The sequence below is a fragment of the Lonsdalea britannica genome (assembly GCF_003515985.1).
In the GTDB taxonomy this organism is placed as follows: Bacteria; Pseudomonadota; Gammaproteobacteria; order Enterobacterales; family Enterobacteriaceae; genus Lonsdalea; species Lonsdalea britannica.
The window spans coordinates 169496-188508 of the sequence record NZ_CP023009.1 but is presented as its reverse complement, the minus strand read 5'-3'; the positions used below and the strand labels follow the sequence as shown (position 1 = coordinate 188508).

Here is a 19013-nt window from a genome sequence, read left to right as displayed (position 1 = left end):
GGAGCGATAAAGACGATGGATAATAATCAGCAGCAGTTACGACGGGCGATCGCGTCCACCGCCGCCCGCGAGTACGACATTTCCGCTCGCCCGCCGTTCGTGGTGCAAAGCGCCAAGGGCGCCTGGCTGACAGACTGCGATGGTCGAACGATTTTGGACATGACCTCCTCCAACGGCACGGTGCTTTTCGGCCATCGGCGTGACGAGATTGATCGGGCGGTGGTCGATCAGATCCAGTCGCGCGGCATCATCTTCCCGACCACGCTGTCTCCGCAGCGAATTGAGCTGGCCGAACAGCTGGTGGCGCGTTACCCCAGCGTTGAAAAGGCCGTTTTTTTCCGCACGGGATCGGACGGCACCTCGGCCGCGATCAGGATGGCCAGAGCCTACACCGGACGGCGGATCGTTCTGTCCAGCGGTTATCACGGTTGGCACGACTGGCATCGTCAGTTTGGTCAGCTTTGCTACGACCCGGAAACGGATGTCTTCCATTTTGGCTACAACCTGCAGGCGCTCTCTACGGCGTTGGATGTGGCGCGAGACCGCATCGCCGCCGTCATCGTCACACCCGAGTTAGGATGGTTTCCGGAAAGTCATTTCAAAGAGATGGCGCGATTGTGCCGTGCCGCCGGGGTTCCCTTTATCCTCGATGAAGTGATGTCCGGGCTGCGTTACGGCGCACACGGCGTTCACGGCGATGGCGGCGTGGATGCCGATTTGATGATTGTCAGTAAAGGCCTCGCCAATGGCTTTGCGCTCTCGACCGTGGCTGGAAAGGCGGACCTGGTTAACGCCTACGACGCCGCCGGACTGGCGGGCACTTACAACAAAGAGGTGACCTCCATGGCTGCCGCGCTGGTGGCGCTACGGATCTTCAGGGAGGAGCGGCCGCACGACGCCGCGCTAAACATCGGGGCTGAACTGATGAGCCAGCTTCAGCTGGCGGCGGATCAGGTCGGCGTTCCGCTTTGGGTGACCGGCCCGCCGCTGATGTTCAAAACGGTATTTGCCAATGCTGAGGTGGCGGATGCGGTCACGACCGAATGCTTCGCGCATGGGCTGTTTTTAGAGTGCAACGGCACGCACATGATCAACTTTGCCTTTGGTCAGTCGGAGTTGGAACAAGCCGTTTCCATTTTTAAAGCATCGCTAGAGGCCGTTAAAGCGTCCGGCAAAGACGTGGGGGGAGACAGGGGCGCGATCGACGACGCGCGGCGGAAAGACTATGCGCGCTCTGCGTTCGGCGTGGCCTTTGAGTTAGACCTCGAGTCGGATGTCGTTCACGCCTTGAATTTTCGCCGAGGGTCTTATGAAGCCAGAAGCTAACGTCAAAGCGCCCGTGCTGCTGGGGGGCGAAAATCGGTCGGGGACGACGCTGCAAAGTATTATTTTGGATGCTCATCCCGATCTCGTCGTTGCGCCTGAAATCGATTTCCTTGAGCCGCTTGACCTGGGACCGCACATCCTTGAGGCGGCACGGTTGCTCTCCGCCAACGATCCCCGGGTGCTCGGCCCGGGAACGGATACGGAAGATCCGTTCTGGTTCGATGGCGCGCACTTCGTTAAGCAGTGTCAGCGATCGGGCGTACCGAACGACGATTTGATCGAACTGGTCGAGGCCGCGATGGCCGAGCGCAAAAGCGATCTCAGTCGCTTTGTCGATCGCTGCTTTCTGATCGAGAAGATCGGCGCCTATCGACTCAAGAAATACGGCGGCCTGTTCTGGGGGCAAAAGTTGCAGCGAAAAATCGCCCGCATCGATGATTTTGCGCGAATTTGGCCCGAGGCCCGGTTTATCCATATTGTCCGTGACGGGCGAGACCTCTTTGCTTCCCACCTCAAATCCGTCCCCCGTTGGGGATATAAAACGCCGTCGGAAATGGCGCGCGGCTGGATGGAGGTCGTCTCTCGGCCCGTGACCGTGGCGCCGCCGGGGCGCTATCTGGAGATTCGCTATGAAGATCTGGTGATGTCGCCGGCAAAGGTGATCAAACGGATGACCGATTTTATCGGCGTTGAGTGGAGCGACCAGGTGCTGGCTCACCATGAGGTCTCGCATGTGTTGTTTGAGAACCCTTGGGATCATCCTGCCGCGGAAGCTGCCGCTAAAGCGATCTCTACTTCCCCGGTCGGGCGCTATAAGCGTGATTTAACAGAGCGTCAGATCGCCGAGTTCGAGGCGGTGGCGGGGCCTCAGCTTGAACGGCTGGGCTATCCGCTGTCGGAGGGTCTCTGATGAAGTGCGGTAGACACGCCCTGACGAGATATCGCCTGAGTAATAGACGGTTTTTATTTCATGCCTCGGGGCCGGCGCGTGCCGTACTCAGGTCGTTCTGAATTAACTCAATTAAACGTAGGAAGGACACATGGATGTAAAGAATAGAGTCATATTCATTTCATTTGATGGCGTCGCCGTTTCCGGTATCACCGTGGAAGCGGCCAAGCTGGCATCCTGCCTGAATCAGAGAGGCTTCGAGTCATTCATTGATCTGGGGTTCGACATCAAGATCGATAAGGGCAATTTCGGCAGGCCTTATACGGAGGAAGAGAAGGGCGCTTTCGGCAAGATTTTTACGGTGGTGCGAGCGACGGGCGACGGTGAGCTACCGGGCTATACCCCGAATTTTATCGATGATGTCAATAATATGCTGATTAATGGGAGCCTATCTGCCAGCGAAGAAAAAAAGGCGCGCAAGTTGGCCGACGTTCACGCGGTCGCCGAGGTTTTATCCGAACGTATCGTGGATACCTGGCGGGAATTAGGTATTACCCACGTTGTTATTGAAAATGGCACGCTACCTGAAAATATCGTTTACACCCACGCGCTGTATAAAGCGATTACCGCCTATGGCGAAGAGAAACGTCTCGGATGTTTCGTGCTTTGGCGCGATCATGACCTGATGTGGAATAGCGAAACCGCCTGTGGGAAATATGGCGGCGACCCTTGGCCGTATGCCGTTAAACCAATCCCAACCCAATATATCAATTACGTCACGTTAAATAATGCCCTCGCCAGTAAACTCAGCGAATGGTGCGGAGTGAATATCGACGTCATGCGTAATTGCTACTGTTTCGGCGGCGAAAAACCACGGAAATCTCTGCGCCCTGAATTCGGGATGTCAGACAACGATATTCTGATTGCGCGTACGACCCGGCTTGTACCGGTGAAACGTCTGGAACGGGATATTTATCTGACGAAAAAGCTCAATGAGCTGTGTGTCAAAAATAATCAAGAGCCCTGCGTCTATTTGGTTATTGCAGGAGGAGAGCATGAAGATCCTCGCTACTTTAGTTATTTGAAAGACTATGTCAGCGAATTGGGGATGGAGCGGTTTGTCCATTTCATCGGCGCCTTGCAGCATGACTTTATCGACGAAAGCGGCGAGGCGTATACCGTGCAAGATCTTTACGAGTCCTGCGACATCGTCTCCTTCCTGACGTCATACGATTACGACAGCTACGGCAACCCGATTGGAGAGGCCATCAGCCACCAGCGGTGTTATATCGCCAGCCACTACGAATATTACGACGAGGTTTACGGCCAGTACGGTTTTCAAACCGAACTCATGGCTATTTCCGCCGATCAAGATGGCTGGCCGGATGATGATTTTGTGCACCGGGTCTATGGATTGGTTGCCGACAAGTCGAAACGAGAGTTAATTGCGAAACATAATTTCCATATCGGGGAAAAGTTAATTTCCAACAAGATATTTGGCCACGTATTCAATGTGTAATAGGGAGTCGTTATGCGTAAAGAAACATATATATCCATCGTGCTGCCGGTTTATAATGAAGGGAATCGTATCGAAGCCGTCATAGATTCTATTTATCAGCAGAAATCGAAATACGGAATATTTACCCTGGATAACATGGAATTAATTATCGTTGATAATAATTCGACGGATGACTCCATTCAGAAAGTGAAAGTGGCTCAGGATAAATATAAAGACCTGACGGTACATATCATTAATGAAACTACGCAGGGCGTCTCTTCCGCGAGAAAGAAAGGGATGGATTACGCTTCTCAGCGCGCCAGTATTCGTAATATCGAATACGGCGTCAATAATAAGCACTATATCGTTTCCGCCGATGCGGACTGCGAAGTCGATCAATATTGGATCGACGAACTGGTTTATACCATGATCGAACAACAAGGCGATTTGGGCACCTGTAATTACTACTACGACAAAAGTGATTTCGAACTGCGGCCCAATCTGTATCGTGAAATCGATAAAACTCTGCGTTGCCGCCACTTTTCGTTCTCGCTGTTCGGCGGTTTCCCTGACGGTAAAGGTTTCGCGGTCGAAAAACGGATGTACGATGCGGTAGGCGGCATCGAGATTTTTTACCAGTTGGAAGGGGGACGCTTTGTCGAACACCTCTCCGACGACTGGGACTTTGGCATCAAGGTCATTGCCTGCGGCGGTAAGCCGGTCTATGCGCCGGACGCTTACGTCAAAATCAACAGCCGACGCGTGGACACGCTGCTGTACGAGGTGATGAACGGGACCGCTTACGGAAAAGACGGCATCATCATCATGAAAGATGTTCGCCCTACGGAGCACGCGCTGGAAAACTATCAGGATTTGTCGCCTGAACAGGCTGAAATCTCATGGTTTAACTCGATCAAAGACTACATACCGAAAAATATCGTATTGCCGGTCTTATTGAATCCGTCGCTGCTAGTTGATAACCCAGAGGTGATCGAGTTCTTCACGCCGGAAGTGGCGGAAAGTTTGTACCGCCGTATCTATCAAATCAAGTATGAAACCAGCGTCGTCGACTTCAAGCCGATCCACGCATATAAAACGCCCGCCTTCCGCCTCTATTTTGAATTCCGACACGAGATATTCAATTCGCTGCGGCGTTTTGTCGGTGAGGATATCGGCTCAGCACCGCCGCTGCCAGCCTGTTTCGATACCGTGGATGAAAAAGACTTCCTGCGCTTTGTGTACTACTTCTGCGAAGACCGCGAGTCGGGCGAAGCGCATAACTATTTTGCCAATGGCGGGGTGTTTTGATGAATAAGAGCCATCTTGATACCTTGCTCGATCTCGATAGCCGGTATCCCACACCGATAGTGTGTGAGGTGCTGGCGAAGGAAGAGAATGCGAAGCTGCTCGACTATGTCGTCAAAGACCCCTTTGGGTGCCACGTTTTCCCCGGCGATATTGAGGATTACCCGCTCTCTGATTTTCATGCAGACATGGATGTGGAAGTGGGCAAAGCAGAGCGGATCCACCTCTGGGCTTATATCCCAACTTGCCGCTATAAGTGTCACTTTTGCCAGTTCCCTACGGTGATCCTCAACCCGGAATCAGCCAAAGCGGGCGCGCTGTTCACCGAAGTGGTGGATCTGAATATAAAAGAGGCGCAGCTGTGGCTGAAGCATGTTCCCAGCCTCGCTCGTACGCCCGTCGGTGAATTCAACATTTTCGGCGGCACGCCTTCGCTGTTGCCGGAGGCCGAATTGCGTCGGCTGATGGCGTTTTACATGGAGAACTTCAACTTCTCCTCCGCCACGCTGCGGTTTGAAGGCGAGCCGGGCAGCCTGCCTGAAAACTATCTGAGCATCTTGAAAGAGTTGGGATTCACCAAGTTGTCGTTCGGCGCTCAGTCGTTCAACGATCGCCTCATCCATGCCTGCGGCAGAAGACATACGGCGGCGGAGTGTTTTTCTACGTTGGAAAATGCCAAAGCGATGGGGTACGAGCTGATCACGATCGACCTGATGTATGGGCTGATGGGACAGACGGTGGATGATGTGGCCTACGACATGGAGATGGTGAAGAAGTACGACCTGTCGCATGTGGTTTGCACCAAGCTGCACATGAAAGAGTTTATGGAAACCCGCAGCGGCGTGTCGGGGAAACGTAAAAACCTCTGGCAACGCAAGCTGATCTCGCTGGGCGATAACGAAATGCCGAGTCTGGGAAAACAGTACCAGATGCGTCAGCTGGTGGAGGGCTATCTGGCCGACGACTACCTCGAACATCCCACGATGTATTTCCACAAACGTGATTTGCCGCCGGAGAAATGGAAAAGCCTGATCACCGATCTCGACAAGCAATATCCCGAGGTCGCGATAGGGCTGGGCGGAAGCTCTAAGTCGCGTCGCTCCGAGATGATTAACCTGACGGAGTACGGAGAGTATCGCGATGCCCTGAACGAGGGACGTCTGCCCTGCGGATCGATACGTGGCTTCTCCCCGCATCAGCAGCGTGTCAATGCTTTCAAAATGGCGCTATCGACGCTGATCCCGGTTGACGATGCGGTCTACAAACAACGATTTGATGGGGAAAGCTTCTTTGATAATCCCACCATCTCGGCGGCGTTGCCCCAACTTGAAGAGAAAGGGTTGGTGACCGTGGACAACGCCGTGGTGACCTTAACGCCCGCAGGACGAGTGCTGGTGGAAGCCATTATCAACACGCAGTTTGAGTAAGCGACTCTGACGCCTCAGGGCGTCAAATGAGGGAGCTTAAAAATACGGAACGTACGCCGAAAACCCGCCGCCGGTGACTTAGCCCGTCGGCGCGGTTCAGGCGTGTAAGGATGAGTGTGATGCAAAACTTCTCTTCTCGTGTATTCAGTTTTTATTACATTGGTATTGATACCGAAGCGGGGGTCACTAACGCACAGTTTGAAGCCTTTGTGCGTGATAAAGGCGTTCAACTGCCGATTTATCCGGGATGGCGTTGGACCTTGTTGCGCGGGCTGCGCGGGGAACGTACCGACCAATATCTGATGTTGTTCGAAATGAAAAATGCCGAGGCGCGCGATCTGTACGTCGATGAAAACGGCAACCTCACGGCGCTGGCTCGGCAGTTCTGGCAGGATGCGCCTGAGGCGCAGGAGATCCTCGAAGTGTGGAAACATCTGGCCACTTTCGCGGAATTGCCCACGTTGTTCACCGACTACCAGCTTTTGGCGGAAAACAACAAAAGTACGGTGAAACCCGGCCCTCGCTATCATCAAGGGGAGGAGGGGGACGAGACTGCGCGAGTCATCGGCATTCATAATCTGGCCTTGCGAACGGGGGTTACCCCCGCGGAGTTCGAGTCCTTTATCGCGGAGAATCACCACCGCATAGAGGACTATCCCGGCTGGAAATTTCATTTGTTGAAAGGGGAGCGCGGCAACCGGCTGGATCAATACGTCGTCATGATGGAGATTGAGAGCGTGGAGGCATTGACGGTGTTTTATCCGGAGGCGGATATCGGCACTCAGGAAACGGACAAGTTCGCTCAGGCGCATCGCGATACGAAGCAGATGTATGAAGAGTGGAAAAAACTGGCCTCGTTCTCTGGCTCGCCGCAGATTTATACGGACTACATCTCCGTCGCCGAATGCGGAACCTGTGACTAGCACGCCTTCACGTTAGGTGCCGTTGTATGTCTGGTGCGGCACACGGCGAACCCGATAGCCCTGAACACTTTGTTCAGGGCTTTTTTATCTTGTTGACGGCGTATTCGACCGTGCTCTATAGACCATGTTGATCATCTGCATCAGAACCGCTGGCGGTCGCTGTCATGACGAACAGACGTAGTTTCTTATTACATTATAAGTGATGGGGTGACACAGTAACGATTGCTCTGCTGCGCTCATGTCACGTATGTGATTGCAATATGGAGTATTTTTTCTTTTTTATGGGCAAGAATCCTGACTGTTTTGATCCCGCATTTTGCCCCAACTGGCTCCCCTCGTTTTCCAATCCGCTGTTGAAACTCATCGGCAAAGCCCCTATAACTGGACTATCACTGTTGCAGTAAGCAGTCGCTGACACTCAGTCATCTTGATAGCAGGCGAGACGTGCGAAAGAAAACTTATGCCATGAGATATGTAGCCGGGCAGCCTGTGGAGAGAATTTTCCAGCCGGTGGTGATGCATTATTCCGGGCAGCCGGTATTATCCGGTCCGCTGCCTTTGGAGGACGGTGTTTTACGTCTGCTGGTGTGGAATATTTTTAAACAACAGCGGATGGATTGGCTGTCGGTGCTGAAAGGCTTTGGCCAGAACGCTCAACTGATGCTCCTACAGGAAGCGCAGAGTTCGCCGGCGTTGATTCAGTTCGCCACCTCCCACTATCCTGCCGCCGATCAGGTTCCCGCTTTTTCCCTTCCGCAGCATGCTTCAGGCGTAATGACGCTCTCTGCCGCGCAACCAATGTATTGCTGTCCTTTGCGTGAGCGTGAGCCGCTGCTGCGCCTGTCCAAATCCGCGCTGGTGACGATCTACCGCCTACACGATGGACGTTCATTGATGGTCGTGAACATTCACGCCGTCAATTTCAGCTTCGGCGTCGAGGTCTATACCAAACAGCTGCAGGCTATTGGAGAACATCTGAATCATCACAGCGGACCCGTGATTATGGCGGGGGATTTCAACGCCTGGAGCCAGCCGAGAAGCAATGCGCTCTACCGTTTTGCCGGGGTAATGGGGTTAAAAGAGGTGATGTTTAGCAACGATCAGCGGCGCAGGGCGTTTGGTCGTCCACTGGATTTCGTTTTCTACCGCGAGCTCGACGTGGCGCACGCCTCCGTGCTGGTCACCGATGCTTCCGATCACAACCCGCTGCGGGTGGAGTTCAATCTCTAGGCGCTTCGGCCGATGGCCTGGGGTTTGAATGAACGGCCTTCGCTTTCCCTCGTTTCTGTTGCTGTCACGGCGTTACGCCCATAAAAAAACCTCTCCGAAGAGAGGTTTTTGCTTTACGTGACCGATCAGGAATCGGGAGATTGTTTTTTGCTGACGAACAGCGTCAGTCTGTCGCCCGGCTGGATATTGGCATTCTTGTTAATGACCGTATTCCAGCGCATCACATCTGCGATGTCGACGCCGTGACGTTTGGCGATACTTGCCAGCGAGTCACCTTTGCGAACATGGTAGATGATCGAGCCACTTTTACTGCTGGCATCAGACCCTGCCGTGGCGAAAGATGCTTTCGCGACCTGAAGCGTTTGACCTGCTTTCACCGTATTGCCACGAAGGTTATTCCAGTTCTGCAGGTCTTTGGTGCTGACATTGAGCCGTTTGGCGATGGCGGATAACGTATCGCCTGTACGGACTTTATATTCAGAACCCCGGGTTGTTTGTGCCAGACGCGTCGGCTGAACCGCCGCAATATCTACTTCTGCCAGCGAGTCTTTCAACTGCTCGACATGTGCCTTCGGTACCATAATGTAATGCGGCCCGTTTGGCGCAGTCACATTCTGTTTATAACCCGTATTGTAGCTTTTCAATTTTGTGACGGGTAAACCGGCTAGCTCGGCGGCTTGGGTCAGCTGCATCTGCTGTCCTAAATCCACTTGCGCCAGGGCACGTTCTTCATTCGTTTTCGGCAGGTCAAGGCCGTATTTTTTGCTATGCTTTAAAATGTCGCTTAAAGCCAGCATCTTGGGCACGTAAATCGACGTTTCGTAAGGGAGCGCCAATGACCAGTAATTCGTTGGGCGGCCCTTTGCCTTATTCGCTTTGATGGCTTGCATCACACGACCTTCACCACTGTTATAGGCGGCGATGGTCAGCAACCAGTCTCCATCAAACATCCGGTTAAGGCGCTGCATCATGTTTAATGCGGCTGTCGTGGAAGCGGCGACATCGCGGCGTCCGTCGTACCATTTATCTTGCTGCAATCCATAATGACGTCCCGTTCCTGGGACAATCTGCCACAATCCAACGGCGTTGGCCGACGATTGGGCGTTTGGATTAAAAGCGCTCTCCACTATGGGTAGCAGTACCAGTTCCATCGGCATTTTACGTTGCTTAATCTGCTCGACTATCCAGTACATGTACGGCTCTGCCCGTAATGTTACATCGTGGAGATAGCTCTTATTTTTCAAATAACGCTGTTTCTGCTCGCGGATCCGGGCGTTTTCCGGAACCTCCATCTTCAGCTCACGACTAATTAAGTTCCACAGGTCCTGCTGCGCGAGGCTGTCATCATCCAACCATCGCGCCCCGGTCTCTCGACCTTCGGCATACTTTCCTGCTTCACTTTGACTGGCCGAAGACAGACTCTGTGCATGTTGTTTGGGCTGGGAGGTATCATGGGGTGAAACCTGGCAGCCTGCCAACAAGACCGAGGCGATAAGTATCGCTTTAGCCTTCATATTTTTGTCAACAGTTGCTCAAAAGACGAACGATCATACTTTGATTGGTCAATGCGTACAACTAAAACCTTCAGAAGTGGTCCTTCATAGCCCTTAGTTGCGCAAATGTCTGCCAATCGCCCCTGGTGCTCACATCGTTAAATATTTTTCTTTGTAAATCAGTGTTATGACAACGTAAAAAAAGATTAATATTTCGCTCAAAACCGAGGTTTGTCGGGACTGTTGACAGCCCTTTTTCCCTTAATTGTCTGACTTTTAGCAGATAGTCGGCAATTGTCGGTTCCTCTGGCCATAACCGATGGGCGAACTCCAGGTTTGACAACGTATATTCGTGAGCGCAACACACCAATGTCTCATTCGGTAGCCGGGAAAGTTTGCTTACCGATTCAAACATTTGTTCCGGTGTGCCTTCAAAAATACGTCCGCATCCAGCGGAAAACAGCGTGTCGCCGCAAAACAGGTATGGAGCGCTATAATACGCGATATGTCCCGCTGTATGCCCTGGGACGGAAAAAATAGAAAATTCCGAGTCCAGCAACGTCAGGCGGTCGCCCTCGTTTAAGATATGTGTCGTTCCGCTGCGGGAAGTTTCCTGCGGACCGTAAATGTCGATGTGGGGAAAGCGTTCCTTCAAGGCTTTTACGCCGCCGACGTGGTCCTGATGGTGGTGGGTTAACAGAATAGCCACCGGCGTAAGCTGCTGCGCTTCCAGCGCCGCCAGCACCGGCGCGGCTTCTCCGGGGTCGACGATCACACACGCCTTGTGTTGATTGATCAGTAACCAAATGTAGTTATCTTTGAGTGCGGGAACACTGATAAGATTCATGGTGAGTCCTCTGTTTGCCGTTACCTGTGGAAGATACTAGAACATGAAGCCAGCACAAACTGTCCAGACTGTAGAGGCTCCTGATTCATGGGACTCCATCCCCTGGGGGACATCCTATCGCGATACGCTCGACGATGCGCTACAGCCGTGGTGGCCGAAGATTTTTGGTTTTCACCTGGTGAGGGTAGGCGCGCTGAGCGCAGAATTGAATAGCGCGGACTGCGCCATCCCCCATCAGATTAACGTTACCCAGAACCGTGCCTGTGCGGATGTCATCGCCGACCCGTGCCAACTGCCGTTTATCGAGAAATCTGTGGATGCCTGTCTACTGATTCACGCCCTGGCGTACTCCAGCGATCCCCATCGCGTGCTGCGGGAAGTGGATCGTGTGTTGATCAACGATGGCTGGCTCATCATCAGCGGTTTTAATCCGATGAGTTTGATGGGATTGGGAAAGGTGGTGCCGGGGATCCGGCGTCGACAGCCGTATTGCAGTCGAATGTTCAGCCAGATGCGGCTGCAGGACTGGCTGAATCTGCTCAACTATGAAATCGTGCATCACACCAGCCTGCATGCCTTGCCCTGGCGTCAGCAAGGGCAGGGCCGTTGGAACAACCATCTGCCGCTGCTGGGATGTTTGAACCTGATTGTGGCGCGTAAACGCACTGTGCCGCTAACGTTTACGCCGATGCGTTCCAGACTGAAAAAAACACCGATGCGCAGTCCGGTGGGCGTGACGAAAAGTTATCGTCGCGGCCCGGATTAATCCTGTTTGTAACCGACGTCATCCTGTGTTGGAGAGCCTGCCGCTTCACGCGCTAGCTGATCGCAACGTTCGTTTTCCGGGTGACCGGCATGGCCTTTCACCCATTCCCACTGGATGGTGTGGTGGTGGATCGCTAAATCCAGCCGCTGCCAGAGATCGACATTTTTTACCGGCTTTTTGTCGGCGGTTTTCCATCCGCGTTTTTTCCAGTTGTGAATCCAACTGGTGATCCCCTGACGGACGTATTGGCTGTCCGTACTGAGCGTCACGTCGCACGGTGTGGTCAGCGACTCCAGCGATACAATCGCCGCCATCAACTCCATGCGATTATTCGTCGTGAGACGGTAACCGGCGCTGAGCTCTTTTTCGTGCTGTTTATAGCGCAACACCGCGCCGTAGCCCCCGGGGCCGGGGTTGCCGAGGCAGGAGCCGTCGGTGAAAATTTCTACCTGTTTACGCATCTCTGGTAGACTCTTGTCCATGCTGAAAACCACAAGTCTGACATAAACGAAAACGATGAGCACTGAAATAACACGACAAATCGTCCTGGATACCGAAACCACGGGTATGAACAAGTTGGGTGTTCATTACGAAGGTCATCGCATCATCGAAATCGGTGCCGTTGAGGTGATTAACCGTCGTCTAACCGGCCGCAACTATCATGTTTACCTCAAGCCCGATCGCCTGATCGACCCGGAAGCCTATAACGTTCACGGGATCAGCGACGAGTTCCTGGTCGATAAACCTACTTATGCCGACATTGCCGACGACTTCATGGACTTTATCCGTGGCGCCGAGCTGGTCATCCATAACGCGGCGTTTGATATCGGCTTTATGGACTACGAGTTCCGGATGCTGCAGCGAGATATTCCCAAGACGGAAACTTTCTGCAAAATCACGGATAGCCTGCTGTTGGCCCGTAAGCTTTTCCCCGGCAAGCGTAACAACCTGGATGCGTTGTGCGACCGTTATCTGATCGACAACAGCAAGCGTACGCTACACGGCGCGTTACTCGATGCCGAAATTCTGGCGGAAGTCTATCTGGCGATGACCGGCGGCCAGCGTTCGCTCGCGTTTTCCACGGATAACGAAGGGTCGCAGCAGGCGAATCAGGGAGACACTATTCAGCGCATCGCGCGTCCGGCGTCAGCGTTGCCGGTGATCTACGCCAGCGATGACGAGGTAATGGCGCATGAACAGCGGCTCGATCTGATTGTGAAAAAAGGCGGCAGCTGCCTGTGGCGTGATTGAACATCGCCTGAGCGAAAACAGACTCTGCGCTGGAAATCTGAGCAAACAGAGTCGGTTAGCGTGAAAAAGCATTGACGTGATTAGGGCACCATTTTAGTATTCAACCCGCTCACAGAGCGCAGAGTGGAGCGGTAGTTCAGTTGGTTAGAATACCTGCCTGTCACGCAGGGGGTCGCGGGTTCGAGTCCCGTCCGTTCCGCCACTTATCTTTCCCAGGGTGTTGTTCAACATCCTGGATGAAAAAACCGCATACCTTTAAAAGGGTATGCGGTTTTTTTTCGTCTCGATAATCCCCGACATAGCCGTATATCCGACGCGAAATAGCCCTTAAATGGCACTCGCATCGGAAAGAGAAATTTCATAGGTCATTTGGGCTCTGAGGCTGACAAAAGGGGGCTCAGGACATCACGGCATTCCCATTATTCAGTTTTTACCGAAGAGCAAGGAGTCAATGGTGGCCACCATTCGCTTCCTGCTTTATGTCGAGGTAGTTTGAGAAGCAAAACTAGCAACTAAAAATGATGAGCTGTCTTATTGGCATGGCCTGAACTTTCTATCAGAACTACGGGTAAGAAAATCTGGCGTTTTCGATACCAGCACCCAATTCCTCAACGCGTACTAGCATCATGCCAGGCCATTATCCCGCTATGACGCTGGTTGCCACGCGTACCCTACACGATGAATATATTGTTTTTTTGACCAAAAACTTCGCCCAAAACAGACCACGCTTTACGGCGCGTTTTTCGAACTTATCGCACGGTATGCTGCGTGTCTGCATCTAAAAAGGATGAAACCACACTATCTACATCCACCCGATGGGGAAGTATTGAGGGGGCACCGTATGTTAAATCCAGTAGGAACGGCAACGCTTCACCACAGGACATCTTGTTTGCTTCTGTATAATTTGTGCATAGATTTGACAGACACTTTGCTCATCAACACGATGATCCCTCTTTCCCTTTCTCAAGCGCTTCATTTTTCGCTAAAACTGCTATCCCCCATACACACACTTAAAAGTTAGTTAACTAATCAATGATGTTTATTATTATCTAAGTAAGAACAAAAACTTAACATAAATTTTACTTATTTTTTAATCTTTTATATCATTGATTTTAATATGTAATATTTAAAATCTTTGGTTTTTTTCTGTATTTAATAGGTTGGAGATAGTTTAGTGAAATAGAAGTGTTATTGACATAAAAAAATTGAGGTGATAGGTTCGATTACACCTTGCATGAATTTAAATAAAAATCAGTAAATATTTAAATAGGCAGGATGGTTTATGGAAAACCTAAAATTTTTTAAAAGCTTCCCAGTAAACAATGATTCTAAACCTCTTATATTATGCTTTCCTCATGCCGGAGGGAATTCAGAAGATTATTTGAAGTGGCAAGAATTTTTGGAATTGGATGCCACTCTCATGGCTATGTGTCTACCTGGGACAGGACGTCGTTTTTCTGAAAAATATCCTTCCAGTGTGGAATCGCTGACTGAAGAGATTGCTAAGAATATAGACCGGTCGGGCATTAATAATTATTACCTTTTCGGCCATAGTATGGGAGCAATATTGGCATATGAAGTCGCTCTCAAGGTGAGGGCTTCTCCAAAAGGGCTAATCGTATCCTCTAGCGCAGCCCCAGCCGGCGTGCCTTCATCCAGAGTTCTGAAGATGAACGCTATGTCAGACCAAGAATTTTCTAAAGAAATCCTTTTTTTTAATGGAATGGAAGAAGGTGCTATAACGGAAGAGCTCATCAGTTTTTTTCTAAAAAAAATCCGGAAAGACTTCGAATTGATAGGTAGATATAAGTATCAACCTAAAAATAAACTTTCAATACCTATCTATAGCGTTGTCGGAGACAATGATTCTCATGTTTCGCTCGAAGCAATAACGCAATGGAAGAAAGTTACAACGACGGAATATAAAAACCATATCGTTCCTGGAAATCATTTTTACTTCAACGAAAATCCCGAGCTAATCGCTTCTGTTATTAGAGATTGTATCAGTAGCGAAAACAATAGTGAGATATTTCACCAGTCTTTAATAATATAAATCTATTAAAGAAAAGATTAGGGTAAAACTATGACTGTCAATATTGAGGCAAGTCAGTTTATTAAAACACAAAAACTAAAAGGTGAATTATTTAAACGCCTGCATGCCAACGGCGTGCCTTTCGTTATGCCCAATCCATGGGATCGCGGCACGGCTATTTTAATGGAAAAGGCGGGATTTATTGCGCTCGGCACCACCAGCGCCGGACTAGCTTTTTCCCTCGGAAAGCTTGACCGCACCGCGGCGGTAACCTTGGAAGAAACTCTGGAAAATGCCAGTCAGATAGTCAGCGTGACCGATTTGCCCCTTTCTGTCGACTTGGAAGATGGTTTTGCCAGCGATGCCGATGGCATTATCAGCAACATCATGGCAGCAGCGGCCACCGGGGCCGTGGGTTGTTCTATCGAAGATTATTCCGGCGACGAACAGCAACCCATCAGAGATTTCTCCACCTCACTAATGCGTGTCGAAGCCGCTGTGGAGGCGGCCAGAAGACTACCTTTCCCCTTTACCTTAACGGCACGTGCTGAAAACTTTCTGTACGGCATCCACGATCTTCAGGACACCATTGCACGGCTGAAAGCCTTTGAAAAAGCAGGTGCGGATGTGGTGTATGCCCCGGCGCTGCCGGATGCTGAATCAATTAAAACGGTATGTCGTGCGGTCAATGTGCCGGTAAACGTGCTGCTAGGCGCAGGGAATCGGCTGACCGTATCCGAGTTGTTTGCCCTTGGCGTCACACGCGTTAGCCTGGGATCGGCCTTATCCCGCGCGGCGCTGGGCGGCTGTTTCTCTGCGCTACAGGAGCTTCAACAAAACGGAAGCTGTACTTTTCTTGACCGGTCTGTCGGCTATTTTGACGTGGCGAAGCTTCTCACGAAAGGAAAACTCTGATGGTTGGCGATGTTTTTGCGCAGATAAAAATGACCGCCCTCCATTATGAACTGGGCGAGGAAACACTGCCTTACGATCAGCTCCCAGGCTGGCAGCAGCGTGCCGCAATGTTTTCTATGCCTGAGCTGCCTGAAATGTGGGGATGGGGAGAGGTACGCAAGACTACATCCTCATTTATGCAGTTGGCGTTGGAAAGTGCGCGTAAAACTTTAGCTGATTCGGTTGAACCCATAGACACGGTCATTTTTTGCAGCAGCTCACTGGCCGCCAATGCCGATGAGCAAACCCGCATGCTTTGTACTTTTGCCGATGCTTTGCAGCTGAATCAGGCCGAAATAACAGGTGTGACGCTGGGGCGCTGTACCAATTTACTGAAAGGCGTACGGCTGGCCCAGGCGCGGATTGCGAGTGGGCAATCAAACGCGATTCTCCTAGTGGCCAGTGATTGCATGGCAGATGCAAAACCACGGTTGGAAAATTTTGCCTTGTTCTCTGACGGGGCGGCAAGCTGTGTGATAACTGGCAGCGGCCATCCCAGCGAGGGATTCACCATCTTAGCCAGTGCAGAAAAACAGGATCTCTCCACGGTTGCCGACGGACTGTCTTCAACACTGGCAATCGCAGTTAATCAGCAATTGTTTGCCGAGACGCAAATTAATATCAGCGATATTAGCCTTTTATTTCATACCAACGTTTACCTGCCGCTGTGTAATTTGAAAGAACGCCAGGCAGGCTACGCCGCTGGACAGCTGTTCACTGACAACATCGCCCGAATTGGCCACTGTTTTTCCGCCGATCCGTTGATCAATCTTATTGATGCTGAAGTCAGTGGACGACTCCCCGCTCAGGGTATCTTCCAACTGGCTGCGAGTATTCCCGGCGCACGAGCGTCAGTTCTGTTGCAAAAAAGGAAAGAAAAGTGAATACGACAATCAGGGACTGCACCACGGCACTTCCTTATTTACAGTTTCATTTTTCGCCGGAGGCGAAGCCTGTGCTGGATGCGTGGCTAGAACAAGGGTCCGCGAAGACGCTGTATAAAGCGTTTGCCAGCGATATTGAGAGCGAAGGGCAACAGCTGCTGGCCCTCCAGTTAACTGAGACCTTATTGGCCAGTACAACAGCGGATTTTCCGCCGCTGACCGCCGTAGAACTGCCCGCATTTATTGCCACGGCAAAGACCACGTTGTTCAAGCGGGTCGAGCGACTGTCGCAGGCGAATGATGACGATCGTAAACAGCTACTGCGTCAGCGTGCTCTGTTAGCACTGATTGCAGGCTGTTGGTTGGATTATGTTTCGCAGCCCGCCACCGAACCCGCTGAAGTGGTTTGCCTCCTTGGTGGACAAAATTTTGCGCTGAAAGGGCATGGTGAAATAGCCAACAGCCAGCAAAGGCTGCGTTACCGCCAGTTCGCCGCGATGGGTATCGCCATACCTGAAGTTTACACTTCTGGCATCACAGAATGCCTCGGAAGTGTTGAACTCACCGCCTGGCAGGCGTCTTTCTGGTTGGCGTTGTCCCGCTTGCCCGCCAGCCATCTGCCAGAAGTGGTGGGGCTTCATTACGCTTACTACTGCCTCGGTTTTGATGATGCGCTGCTGGGGTTGCCCGCGCCTATCGCTCAGGTGCAGCTTGATACGCTGATGGCCACATTCTTGCGCCACTGTCAGCAGGATGAGCAAGGGGCGGTCAGCGAAAAACGCATGCTGAATGCTGTGGTTCGTGCCGTAGATCTAGAGCTAGCCAACAGCGAGATGTTGTTGGCGCTGCAAAGCCAACTGGCGCAACGCACGCCGGACGACCGCATGGCGGAGATTGTTCGTCGTCATCTGCCGCTGGCAGGTAAACATCATAAGCGTATCCGTCTGGAAAAATGCAGCCTAGCGGAGTGTCCGGAGCAATTATCTGATACGGAGACATTTTTACGCGCCCTACGCGCCTCGCCTTACTTTCGCCAGTTACCGTCAGGTGAATGCAGTTTTCAGAAAGCGATCCGTTTTGGCGGATCAATGTTTGGTATTTTCAGCCCCAAGAAGCGGCAACCATGGCTCGCTGGATAGCCAATTCGCAAAGCGGGGATGACATTTGTCTCAGCGACTTTACGGACGCAGGAAGTGAGCAGTCAGCAGTCTGGCTAAAACGCTGCCGAGATACTTCTCTACAATCGCACGTTGTCTGGCAGAGTGCGCAGTTGCCCGATCACCGGGAGCTGTTGTGGCGCCTGGTGAATATCGAGCATTACCCCTGTCATCTGGCGCGATTAAAACTGCGGGTTGAGCAAACGTTGCAACAAGCAGAAGCGCTTTTCACCACCGGCAGCAGTGGGCGCTACACAGACGCCAGCTATTTCAGTTACACCCCGGAAGCGCTGTTGGCGCGCATGGAAAAAATTTACTGGGAAAAACTGGTGCACCCTTATGAACGCCTGACGGAAATCCCCGATCGAGAAAGTGTGCTCTTTGGCCAAAAATTGATGGCGCTAGGTAGCATGATCGATGGCGCTTGGGCGCACCGGTTCGGTGGAACCCTGCGTAATCACCGGCGCGTTGATGGCAAAATGCTGGCGATCTACGCCGACGAAATGGGGCTGGGTGAATATGAGAAAAATCACATCACTCTGATCCTGCGGGTGCTGAAAAGCATGGATATCAGCCTGCCGCACATCCGTGAAAAAGCCTTCTGCCAGCAGGAAGAACTGCCCGATATCTACGATTTTTCGCTGCATCAGTTGGCAATATCGCAGTTTCCCGACACTTTTTATGAAGAACTGCTTGGCTACAACCTAGGGATTGAAATGCTGGGACTAGGCGAAATGCGCATGCATGAGATCCAGAAGCTGCGTCGCTATGGTTTCGACACCATTTATGAAGAAGCGCATTTGACTATTGATAATTTCTCCGCAGGGCATTCCCGGCAGGCGGTTGATCTGATTATTGACCATTTGGATGACAGTAAACTCGGTCTAAGCGAGGACGAAGTTCAGCAGCGCTGGCGGCGCATCTGGCGCGGCTACGCTTCCTTTGCGCTTTATGTTGAAACTGATCTGCCAACAGAGAACGTGCCTGAAAATACAAATCACAGCGAATTACTGATCTGATCTTCACACCAC

General features: G+C 51.7%; 17 protein-coding genes and 1 tRNA gene. 15 read left to right on the top strand and 3 right to left on the bottom strand.

Going from position 1 to position 19013, the window contains the following annotated elements; all coding sequences use genetic code 11:
• Positions 1–15: 15 nt before the first annotated feature.
• The 7 genes from CKQ53_RS00910 to CKQ53_RS00880 all read left to right on the top strand — a co-directional run bounded on the left by CKQ53_RS00910 (position 16) and on the right by CKQ53_RS00880 (position 8598).
• Positions 16–1326, top strand: coding sequence for an aminotransferase class III-fold pyridoxal phosphate-dependent enzyme (locus tag CKQ53_RS00910; RefSeq protein WP_162896322.1), 1311 nt, complete (start codon positions 16–18; stop codon positions 1324–1326).
• A complete protein-coding gene (locus CKQ53_RS00905; RefSeq protein WP_085653415.1) occupies positions 1310–2236 on the top strand; it encodes a sulfotransferase family protein in 927 nt (308 codons plus the stop codon). Before CKQ53_RS00910 ends, CKQ53_RS00905 begins: the two co-directional genes overlap by 17 nt.
• A 130-nt stretch (positions 2237–2366) precedes the next feature.
• Positions 2367–3734 (top strand): glycosyltransferase family protein, encoded by a 1368-nt coding sequence (locus CKQ53_RS18565; RefSeq protein ID WP_094118392.1) that lies wholly within the window; start codon positions 2367–2369, stop codon positions 3732–3734.
• 12 nt (positions 3735–3746) lie between these two features.
• The gene (locus tag CKQ53_RS18560; protein WP_085653413.1) at positions 3747–5021 is read left to right on the top strand and encodes a glycosyltransferase family 2 protein; all 1275 of its coding nucleotides are present in this window, start codon (positions 3747–3749) and stop codon (positions 5019–5021) included.
• A complete protein-coding gene (locus tag CKQ53_RS00890) occupies positions 5021–6445 on the top strand; it encodes a radical SAM protein (protein WP_094118391.1) in 1425 nt (474 codons plus the stop codon). The genes CKQ53_RS18560 and CKQ53_RS00890 overlap by 1 nt, the downstream gene beginning before the upstream one ends.
• Before the next feature lie 119 nt (positions 6446–6564).
• A complete protein-coding gene (locus CKQ53_RS00885) occupies positions 6565–7368 on the top strand; it encodes a hypothetical protein (protein WP_094118390.1) in 804 nt (267 codons plus the stop codon).
• Positions 7369–7812: 444 nt separating this feature from the next.
• Complete coding sequence (locus CKQ53_RS00880; protein ID WP_094118389.1) at positions 7813–8598, top strand: endonuclease/exonuclease/phosphatase family protein; 786 nt, start codon at positions 7813–7815, stop codon at positions 8596–8598.
• Positions 8599–8723: 125 nt separating this feature from the next.
• On the opposite strand, the gene mltD is transcribed toward CKQ53_RS00880, so the two are convergent.
• Together mltD and gloB are read right to left on the bottom strand one after the other, a co-directional pair.
• Positions 8724–10112, bottom strand: a complete 1389-nt coding sequence (gene mltD, locus CKQ53_RS00875) for a murein transglycosylase D (RefSeq protein WP_094118388.1) — start codon at positions 10110–10112, stop codon at positions 8724–8726.
• A 70-nt stretch (positions 10113–10182) separates the two neighbouring features.
• The gene (gene gloB, locus CKQ53_RS00870) at positions 10183–10938 is read right to left on the bottom strand and encodes a hydroxyacylglutathione hydrolase (protein WP_085653408.1); all 756 of its coding nucleotides are present in this window, start codon (positions 10936–10938) and stop codon (positions 10183–10185) included.
• A gap of 43 nt (positions 10939–10981) precedes the next feature.
• Between gloB and CKQ53_RS00865 the strand changes: the two genes are divergently transcribed.
• Entirely contained in the window at positions 10982–11704 is a 723-nt protein-coding gene (locus CKQ53_RS00865) for a class I SAM-dependent methyltransferase (protein ID WP_118894541.1), read from the top strand.
• On the opposite strand, the gene rnhA is transcribed toward CKQ53_RS00865, so the two are convergent.
• A complete protein-coding gene (gene rnhA, locus CKQ53_RS00860; RefSeq protein WP_162896321.1) occupies positions 11701–12267 on the bottom strand; it encodes a ribonuclease HI in 567 nt (188 codons plus the stop codon). The two genes, CKQ53_RS00865 and rnhA, sit on opposite strands and share 4 nt — an antisense overlap.
• Here rnhA and dnaQ point away from each other — a divergent pair.
• The 7 genes from dnaQ (at position 12221) to CKQ53_RS00825 (ending at position 19001) form a co-directional block, all read left to right on the top strand.
• Positions 12221–12955 carry a DNA polymerase III subunit epsilon gene (gene dnaQ / locus CKQ53_RS00855; protein WP_094118387.1) on the top strand — a complete coding sequence of 245 codons (735 nt, stop codon included), beginning with the start codon at positions 12221–12223 and terminating at the stop codon, positions 12953–12955. The two genes, rnhA and dnaQ, sit on opposite strands and share 47 nt — an antisense overlap.
• A 125-nt stretch (positions 12956–13080) precedes the next feature.
• Positions 13081–13157: transfer RNA gene (locus CKQ53_RS00850), tRNA-Asp, on the top strand.
• Between the two features lie 1080 nt (positions 13158–14237).
• Positions 14238–15008, top strand: a complete 771-nt coding sequence (locus CKQ53_RS00845) for a thioesterase II family protein (RefSeq protein ID WP_094118386.1) — start codon at positions 14238–14240, stop codon at positions 15006–15008.
• Between the two features lie 30 nt (positions 15009–15038).
• On the top strand, positions 15039–15902 hold the full coding sequence (locus CKQ53_RS00840; protein ID WP_094118385.1) for an isocitrate lyase/PEP mutase family protein: 864 nt from the start codon (positions 15039–15041) through the stop codon (positions 15900–15902).
• Positions 15902–16825: a hypothetical protein gene (locus tag CKQ53_RS00835; RefSeq protein WP_094118384.1), complete on the top strand. Its 924-nt coding sequence runs from the start codon at positions 15902–15904 to the stop codon at positions 16823–16825. The genes CKQ53_RS00840 and CKQ53_RS00835 overlap by 1 nt, the downstream gene beginning before the upstream one ends.
• Positions 16822–17964: a hypothetical protein gene (locus CKQ53_RS00830; protein ID WP_118894539.1), complete on the top strand. Its 1143-nt coding sequence runs from the start codon at positions 16822–16824 to the stop codon at positions 17962–17964. The genes CKQ53_RS00835 and CKQ53_RS00830 overlap by 4 nt, the downstream gene beginning before the upstream one ends.
• Entirely contained in the window at positions 17949–19001 is a 1053-nt protein-coding gene (locus tag CKQ53_RS00825) for an iron-containing redox enzyme family protein (protein WP_162896320.1), read from the top strand. Before CKQ53_RS00830 ends, CKQ53_RS00825 begins: the two co-directional genes overlap by 16 nt.
• The last annotated feature ends 12 nt before the right edge of the window (positions 19002–19013 follow it).